Raw genomic sequence first — 4,858 nt, 5'->3', positions numbered from 1 at the left:
TATTAATGATTCTAGAAAAAAGAAAGGAAAACCTTTATTATCTACAAAGTTTTCACATAACTCATTATCCACGTAAACTAGTAATGTAAAAATTACTAGTTTATGTTAGTTTATAACCAAATTTACATAAAAGAGGATTAATGTTATTTTAGCCGAATATAAGTTATATGGCTACAAAAGATGAAGTACTGTTTAAAATACTTTATTTTGTCGATGTTATCTTTTTAAATATCGGGATAATATAAGTAAAAAGTAGAGGTATACATGAATCTTAATTCTTAAAAGTGCTATCAAAAAAGGGGGGTACACACAGTCTTCATATAATAAATAAAATAATCAAGAGGAAAAAAATCAAATCTATGCAAAGAAAGGATGAATAACATTGAAAAAATTATCAGTAATTTTAGCGTTTGTTATGGTTTCTTCTATGTCTTTTTCAGGATGCAAGAAGGCTGCTGATTCAACAAAACCTGAGGTAACAACTATTCAGTTTATGGAAACTTTAACCAGTCCTGCCAGAACCAAATTTGTAAAAGAACTTGTAGCAGATTTTGAATCAAAGAATAAGGATGTAAAAGTCGAATTAATTTCTGAACCATGGGAACAGGCTCATGATAAAATAATTACAATGTCAGCTGCAAATCAACTTCCAGATGTAATTGAGATGGGGGCAAACTGGGTTTCGGAAGTTGGCGCAACTGGCAAGCTGGAAGATTTGGGACCATATCTTGATAAATGGGACCAAAAGGATACTTTGACAGAGACAAGTCTTAAGCTTGGTAAAGCATATAAAGATACACTTTATGTTATCCCGCATAGTTTGTATTTTCAGGCAATGTATTATAGAAACGATTGGCTTAAAACTGCAGGTATTGATGTTCCGATAACCACGGATGATTTCTTTAATACAGCAATAAAAATGACGGATGCGTCGAAAAATAAGTATGGATATTCGTTTAGAGGGGGAGCCGGAAGCTGGACACTTATGTCGAACTTCATTATGACTAATGGGGGATTTAGTAATTACTTCGATGAAAGTGGTAAGTGTGTGTTTAGAAAACCTGAAGCTGTTGAAACATTTGTCAAATTCACTGATATGTATAAAAAAGCTGCTCCAAAGGATGCCCTTAACTGGGGATATGCAGAAACAGTTGCTGCATTTACCGCAGGTAGTACAGCCTTGATCATTCAGGATTCAGAAGTAATAGTATCATGTGAAGAAAAAATGGCTGAAGGAACATTTGAAACAGGATTATGTCCTGTAGGCCCTGATGGCAAGAGATATTTACAAGGCGGGTACATTGGTTTCTCAATGACATCTGCGTCCGAAAAGAAAGATGCTTCATGGAAATTCATCTCTTATATGATGAGTCCTGAAGTTAATCTTAAATGGGGTGTTAACAATTCAGTTATACCTGCAACAAAGGTACCTGCTGATAACAGTGATTTTAAAAAAGGCAAGATTGCTGCTTACACAAACACTATAGAGGATCCGAATACAGTATTATTTAGTGCTCCTGAATATTTACCAGAATGGGGCGAATTTACAGGGAAAATCGCTGGGCAAGAATTGCAAGGATATTTGCTAGAAAAACAAACTCCACAAGAAACCATGGATAACATATCTACTTATTTAGAAACTGCAAATAATAAATACAATAAGAAATAGTACGATAAAATCAAGTGGAGTGGAGAAATTCTCCATTCCTATTGAAAGGAGGTATTGGTTTGGACAATAGAAAAACACAAACAGTAAAAAAGACGGGTAGAAACGCTTTTAAGAAGAAGATCGAACCTTATCTGTATATAATCCCGGGATTAATATTGATGCTTATTTTTATTGGGTACCCAATTGCAAAGGGGATAGCAACATCATTCTATCATTACAAACTTAATGATCCCAATATTTATTTTGATGGCTTTGAAAATTACAGGGCAATATTTGCAGAGGAAGATTTTTGGCAGATTTTAATGAACTCATTCTGGTGGGTTGCTGGTTCAATAAGCTTCCAGTTTGTACTCGGACTAATTTTGGCGCTAATGCTAAATAAGAAATTTAAATTTAGAAATTTATATCAAGCCTTAGTCCTTGCTCCTTGGGCAGTGCCTGGGTTTTTAATAGGGCTTATATGGAAATGGCTTCTTAACGGACAGTATGGAGTTATAAATGATATACTTTTAAAATTACATTTAATAAAAGAGCCTATTTCATTTTTGGCACAAACGACTACAGCACTTCCTTCTGCAATAGTGGCAAACATTTGGTATGGAATACCGTTTTTTACCATAATGATTCTTGCCGCACTACAGTCAATTCCGGTGACCTTATATGAATCTGCAGAAATAGATGGTGCAGGAAAAGTTGCAAAATTTTTCAAAATAACTTTGCCATACATAAAACCCACTATCATTACAACCTTGCTACTTAGAGTGATATGGATATTTAGTTTTGCAGACATTATATATATAATGACAAATGGGGGACCTTTAAATTCATCAAATAATTTAGCTTCTTATATCATTTTTAAAGCATATAAAGCGCTAGATTTTGGACAAGCATCAGCACTAAGTGTAATATTTTTTGTGATACTACTTGTCTATACTATACTTTTTTTAGCAATTACAAAGTTTGACAAAGCAGGTGATTTTTAATGAACAAAGAAGATAAATGGAGCAAAGCACTTAGATACTTTTTAATGGTGGTATTTTTTGTGTTTATGACTTTTCCGATTATATGGATATTAATAACATCACTTAAACCTGTTAAGGAGATAGTGACCATACCTATAACATACTTTCCAAAGCATTTTACTTTGGAGAATTATGCAAATATAATAAAAACTACAAACTTTCCAGTATACTTTAAAAATAGTATGATTGTAAGTACCACTGCGTCAATAGGAACCTTGATTATATCATTGTTTGCAGGGTATTCACTGGCAAGGTTTAGATTTGCCGGTAAAAAACTTACTCTCTTTCTATTCCTTGCAACTCAGATGGTTCCTGTGGCTGCAATTATAGTTCCAATATTTATTTTATTTTCAAAATTGGGGCTAATAAATAATTTGCTGGGATTAATAATAATTTATATAGTATTAAATATTCCTTTTTGCACAATGATGATAAGAGGCTTTTTTGAGAAAATACCATATACATTGGAAGAAGCAGCAATGATCGACGGATGTTCAAGAATACAAGCATTGATAAAAATAATACTCCCTGTAATGAAACCAGGTATTATTGCCACGTTTGTATTTGCCTTTATGGGAGCGTGGAATGAATTATTCTTTAACACGCTGTTTATAAGTAGAGAAGCGCTTAAAACTCTTCCAACAGGAATTAATGCTTTCATTGGAAAATATGATATAGATTGGGGAATGATGACGGCAGGTTCTGTCATTGCTTTGATACCTATATTCATTATGTTCGGTGTTATTCAAAAGTATCTGGTAGGTGGTCTTACTGACGGCGCTGTCAAAGGATAAACCTAATATAAATGCACGCAAGAGATATTATATGGAAGGATGGTAAGTTATGGCATTAATACACTGCGATTTTTTTTCTGAAACCCTTGAGATATCTACATCTATGTCTGTAATAATACCTGAAAATACTAGAAAGCAAATAGGGATGAAGGGTAATATAATAAAACCTGATCACCCTACTTTGTATTTATTTCATGGGTTATCTGATGACCATACTATATGGGAAAGAAGAACTTCTATAGAAAGATATGCTGCGAATTTAGGTATTGCTGTAGTAATGCCCGCTGCAAATAGGAGTTTTTATACTGATATGAAATATGGAGAACGTTACTGGACTTTTATAAGTGATGAACTTCCAGAGGTTTGTAGAAATTTTTTTCATTTATCTAGCACTAGAGAAGATAATTTTGTAGCTGGGATATCAATGGGTGGATATGGAGCTTTTAAATTGGCACTAAGATGTCCAGATAAATTTGCTGCAGCAGCTAGTATTTCTGGGGTACTTGATTTAAGTGCCTTGGTTGAAAATAAAACAGGGCCGTTTAAAAGAGATTTTAATAATATATTTGGGGAGAATACTTCTACAAAAGATACTAAAGATGATTTGTTTTATTTAGCCCAAAAAGTGGCTAGGTCTAATAACCCAAAACCAAAACTCTTTCAATGTTGTGGAATGGAGGATACCTTATATGAAGGAAATATAAAATTTAGAAACTTCTGTAGGAAGTTGCCTTTAGATTTAACATACGAGGATCAACATGGGAATCATGAATGGGGGTATTGGGATACCCAAATACAAAAGGTATTAAAGTGGTTGCCCCTTTGTTAAAGGGGTACCTCTTTAGTAGATAGGCAACCACTTTAATCATTTTTAGGAACATCTTCATTTGCAAACGGCTCTTTTTTATTTCCGAAAAGTGTTTTATAAGTACAGTCCAATGTTTCGTGTTCAACTTTTGTTACATCAAATTTAAGCAACTTAAAGGTTGTCTGAACACAAAATCCTATTGTAAATGTAGCTATAACAGTTCCGATACCAACCATACCACCAAGTACCCATCCTACAATAACCGCTAAAAGCTCAATTGTTCCACGGCACACACCTATTGGTAATCCCGTTTTTCGAGTAAGTGCAACCATGAGACTATCTCTTGGACCTGCTCCAAATGCTGCGCCAATATAATAGTACGAGGCTAAAGCAATTATAAACAATCCTATAATTAACATTATGATACCAATCGCGAAATTGCTAGTCACTGGTATTATATGAAATGCAATGATAATATCTAAGAACACACCAATAAGTACCATATTTAGAAGGGTACCAAATCCGAGTTTTTCTCCAAGTAATACCACTACTATTCCAATTATTA

5 protein-coding genes are annotated in these 4,858 nt (G+C 33.8%); 4 read left to right on the top strand and 1 reads right to left on the bottom strand.

Annotation, left to right across the window (positions count from 1 at the left end; genetic code table 11):
- The first annotated feature begins 382 nt into the window (after nt 1-382).
- From JJE11_RS14665 to JJE11_RS14650, 4 genes are read left to right on the top strand one after another with little or no spacing between them, the layout of a single operon-like run.
- Entirely contained in the window at nt 383-1,669 is a 1,287-nt protein-coding gene (locus JJE11_RS14665) for a sugar ABC transporter substrate-binding protein (protein WP_291636917.1), read from the top strand.
- A gap of 59 nt (nt 1,670-1,728) precedes the next feature.
- Entirely contained in the window at nt 1,729-2,652 is a 924-nt protein-coding gene (locus JJE11_RS14660; RefSeq protein ID WP_291636915.1) for a carbohydrate ABC transporter permease, read from the top strand.
- On the top strand, nt 2,652-3,485 hold the full coding sequence (locus JJE11_RS14655; RefSeq protein ID WP_291636914.1) for a carbohydrate ABC transporter permease: 834 nt from the start codon (nt 2,652-2,654) through the stop codon (nt 3,483-3,485). The genes JJE11_RS14660 and JJE11_RS14655 overlap by 1 nt, the downstream gene beginning before the upstream one ends.
- A 49-nt stretch (nt 3,486-3,534) precedes the next feature.
- A complete protein-coding gene (locus JJE11_RS14650) occupies nt 3,535-4,314 on the top strand; it encodes an alpha/beta hydrolase family protein (RefSeq protein WP_291636912.1) in 780 nt (259 codons plus the stop codon).
- 32 nt (nt 4,315-4,346) lie between these two features.
- On the opposite strand, the gene JJE11_RS14645 is transcribed toward JJE11_RS14650, so the two are convergent.
- On the bottom strand, nt 4,347-4,858 hold a 512-nt coding region (locus tag JJE11_RS14645), incomplete at its 5' end, for a hypothetical protein (RefSeq protein WP_291636910.1).

The sequence above is a fragment of the Clostridium sp. genome, assembly GCF_016650095.1.
GTDB lineage: Bacteria > Bacillota > Clostridia > Clostridiales > Clostridiaceae > Clostridium_AD.
The sequence above is the reverse complement of the archived record's forward strand: the minus strand, read 5'-3'. Positions and strand labels throughout refer to the sequence as shown.